General features: G+C 44.5%; 6 protein-coding genes. All 6 read left to right on the forward strand.

Features of this window, described 5'->3' with window-relative positions; all coding sequences use genetic code 11:
* On the forward strand, positions 1-248 hold a 248-nt coding region (locus ACVBDQ_RS17845), incomplete at its 5' end, for a hypothetical protein (RefSeq protein WP_446663384.1).
* On the forward strand, positions 208-765 hold the full coding sequence (locus tag ACVBDQ_RS17850; RefSeq protein ID WP_446663385.1) for an NUMOD4 motif-containing HNH endonuclease: 558 nt from the start codon (positions 208-210) through the stop codon (positions 763-765). The genes ACVBDQ_RS17845 and ACVBDQ_RS17850, both read left to right, overlap by 41 nt.
* 168 nt (positions 766-933) lie before the next feature.
* Complete coding sequence (locus tag ACVBDQ_RS17855) at positions 934-1,089, forward strand: hypothetical protein (protein ID WP_446663386.1); 156 nt, start codon at positions 934-936, stop codon at positions 1,087-1,089.
* A 2-nt stretch (positions 1,090-1,091) separates the two neighbouring features.
* A complete protein-coding gene (locus ACVBDQ_RS17860) occupies positions 1,092-1,415 on the forward strand; it encodes a hypothetical protein (RefSeq protein WP_446663387.1) in 324 nt (107 codons plus the stop codon).
* Between the two features lie 12 nt (positions 1,416-1,427).
* Positions 1,428-2,009: a hypothetical protein gene (locus ACVBDQ_RS17865; RefSeq protein WP_446663388.1), complete on the forward strand. Its 582-nt coding sequence runs from the start codon at positions 1,428-1,430 to the stop codon at positions 2,007-2,009.
* Positions 1,999-2,793, forward strand: coding sequence for an HNH endonuclease (locus ACVBDQ_RS17870; protein WP_446663389.1), 795 nt, complete (start codon positions 1,999-2,001; stop codon positions 2,791-2,793). The genes ACVBDQ_RS17865 and ACVBDQ_RS17870 overlap by 11 nt, the downstream gene beginning before the upstream one ends.
* Positions 2,794-2,894 lie beyond the last annotated feature (101 nt).

Consider the following 2,894-nt stretch of genomic DNA (forward strand, 5'->3'; position numbering starts at 1 on the left):
AGCTGACAAGACTTTTCCCATTTGAATACAAAAGGATATTCAGTGTGGCAAAAACATACGAGCTTCACTCCGGCCACTATCATAGCGAACGGTTTAAAGACGATCGTGGCATTATGTGGCGCCAGCTCGGGACTGCGAAACCAAATGATCCCTATGAGATTAAGAATGGCTTCACCACGGGCAAACATCTGCTGTATGCGTTCGTTTATGACGATGAAAGGCTACGGTGCACTTATGAACTCAGCTGAAATTTGGAAAGATATTGAAGATTACAAAGGACTATATCAGGTTAGCAATTTTGGCCGAGTAAGGAGTCTTTACCGTGTGGATATGCGAGGAAACCACTTAAAAGGGAAAGTACTCGCTTACAATTTAGCAGGTGCTGGATATATTCAGGTTGGCCTACATCGAGATGGAAAAGTTGAGCAAAAACTCGTTCACCGTCTTGTGAGTGAAGCGTTTCTGCCGAACCCCGACAACTTGCCCGAAGTAAACCACAAAGACGAAGACAAGACAAACAACAATGTATCTAATCTGGAATGGTGCACAAGACTTTATAATATGACATACGGTACTTTAATTGAACGCATGGCAAAGGCGAACGGAAGTCCGGTTTATGTCATCACTAGCTCAGGACACCGGTACTACTTCGACAGTATTAAGAAAGCCTCGAGACTTCTCGGACTGAAGGACACTGGAGTACATGCTTGCCTTTGTGGCAGGCAAAAACATCACCACGGCTATACATTCGAGTTGGCGGTGTAAGTCATGTCAGGTATGAAACGTGTTAGCTATGGCTACATTTGCAAAACCGAGCAAAAAATCATTGAAGAGCTATCAAGGGAAGAAACACGTATGCAAGCTGTAATTTACACGAAACCGAAATGTCAGAAATGTCGCCACACAGCGATGAAGCTAAAGCAGGTCATGCCGGTGTCAACCATCACAGCCGACGAGCGTGACATTGAACGGTTCCGGAAACAAGGCTATCAATCGTTCCCAGTCGTAACGGTATATAAAGCGAACGGTACCCACGAAACGTGGTGTGACTTGAGGGTTGACAAGATTAAACAATACACGGAGGAATAGACATGATATTCGATAATGCTAAAGCCCAAAGCAGGCAATTGTCTCACCGTCAGTTGCCTCCACCCGCACCAGTGCCACCAAAAATGGAAGGATCACTGCCAACTCGTGCCAATGCAACTAAGAAATACAAAGACAGTCTGATTGCCGAAGTGAACGATGCCATTAATCAAGGAATTAATACTACATCCCCAATCTCAATTGGCGTTGCCAAGTACAATCCAGCAGTCGTTAATGAAGTAATCAGTTTGCTAAATAAATCAGGATGGGATGTTACTGGTCTAAATATTGACGGTAACGGTTCCTATTCGACAATCATATTATCTTAGGAGGAATCGCACATGCTTAAAGTAGTGAAACGACTGAAAGAACACTTATTAGGTAAAAAAGGAACCGATAAGATAACCGTTACGATTGATGCAAACACCGATCCGCTTATGGCCAAACTTGACAAGATCAAGAACGCGGTCGAAAACATCAAGGCTGACGCGACACCTGAAGTTTCACCCACCTTAACTGCGTATGGTCTATGTGATGCTAAGTTGCCTGAGATCGAAGGCATTGAGCTACCAGATCATGCAGGATTCAGTGAATCATTCATTGCGGAGCTAGACAAAGCGCTGACTGACTATCAGCAAAAGCAGGAGCAGCCATCGCAGCACGCAAGCACTCCACATGTTCGTATCGAATTCGATGACATTAATGATGTGCCACATGTTTGGATTGATGGCAAACGGATTGATAGATCAGATACAGGGCTCGTTAGCGTTTCACTTGACTGGCATACAAAAGATCCAGCGGCAACAGATCATGTTATCCGTGCTTATAAAATCGAATATTTAAAGGGGGATCACCGCGAAGGAATCGCTCAGGGGTCTGCGATGGGACCTGATCTCTTTAAGAATGATATCCATGCCAAGTAAGAAGCTTGCCTTTATAAATGGAAGACCACAATTGGTTGATGCCAATGCTCGTGTTAGATCGGAGGCGGATAGGCAGTACAACCGTGTGCGGAATGAGCAGCAGTCGGACTACCTTAGGTTCTATCACAGTAATGAATGGAAGCAACTGCGTGAGCAGATATTGATTAGAGACAACAGTTTATGCCAACGCTGTGGTCTGCAAGCCTCATTAGTTGATCATATTGTTCCAAGCGAAGATGACTGGGAAGACCGCACGAACGCGGATAATCTGCAGGCTTTATGCAGGGACTGCCACTATTGGAAGACGAGACGTGAGACAACCAAGCGTAAGAAGGGACAGCATCGAGCCATGAAGATTACAGTAATCGTTGGCTATCCAGCAAGTGGCAAGTCAACGTACGTCAAGCGACATCAAGGACAGCATGACCTCGTCTATGATTACGACCATCTCATGACGGCGTTAACAGGCCTGCCATTACATCAGGGCAATATAGACGCCAATGATTATGTGCAACTAATCTATGAGCTGATACTACGGAAGCTTAAAGCAGAGCAGACCTTTGACCATGTATGGTTAGTCATGACATATCCAGATGAGAAGCTAGACACGTTGCTTGCTAGTCGAGAGGTAGAACACATACTCATCGACACTGACCGAGACACATGCATGCAGAGACTGTCTAAGCAAGGTCGAGATGTGAGTCAACTCATCAAAGCGATGAACAAACTTGATGAATTGAAATCACAAAACAAATTAAAAAAATTCAAAGAAATAAAAAATTAAAAAACGAATTTTCGAGAATTTATCGGGCGACTTCACGGGCTGGAAACGGCTAGACCCCCCTTCCATTTTTATCGGGGGTTACATTTCTTGGAACGGAAGAA

The organism is Geobacillus sp. CCR (assembly GCF_052906625.1).

Excerpts from the sequence above, each read along its gene's own strand:
- ACVBDQ_RS17850 (WP_446663385.1), top strand. The coding sequence starts at position 208 with ATGACGATGAAAGGCTACGGTGCACTTATGAACTCAGCTGAAATTTGG.
- ACVBDQ_RS17860 (WP_446663387.1), top strand. The coding sequence starts at position 1,092 with ATGATATTCGATAATGCTAAAGCCCAAAGCAGGCAATTGTCTCACCGT.
- ACVBDQ_RS17865 (WP_446663388.1), top strand. The coding sequence starts at position 1,428 with ATGCTTAAAGTAGTGAAACGACTGAAAGAACACTTATTAGGTAAAAAA.
- ACVBDQ_RS17870 (WP_446663389.1), top strand. The coding sequence starts at position 1,999 with ATGCCAAGTAAGAAGCTTGCCTTTATAAATGGAAGACCACAATTGGTT.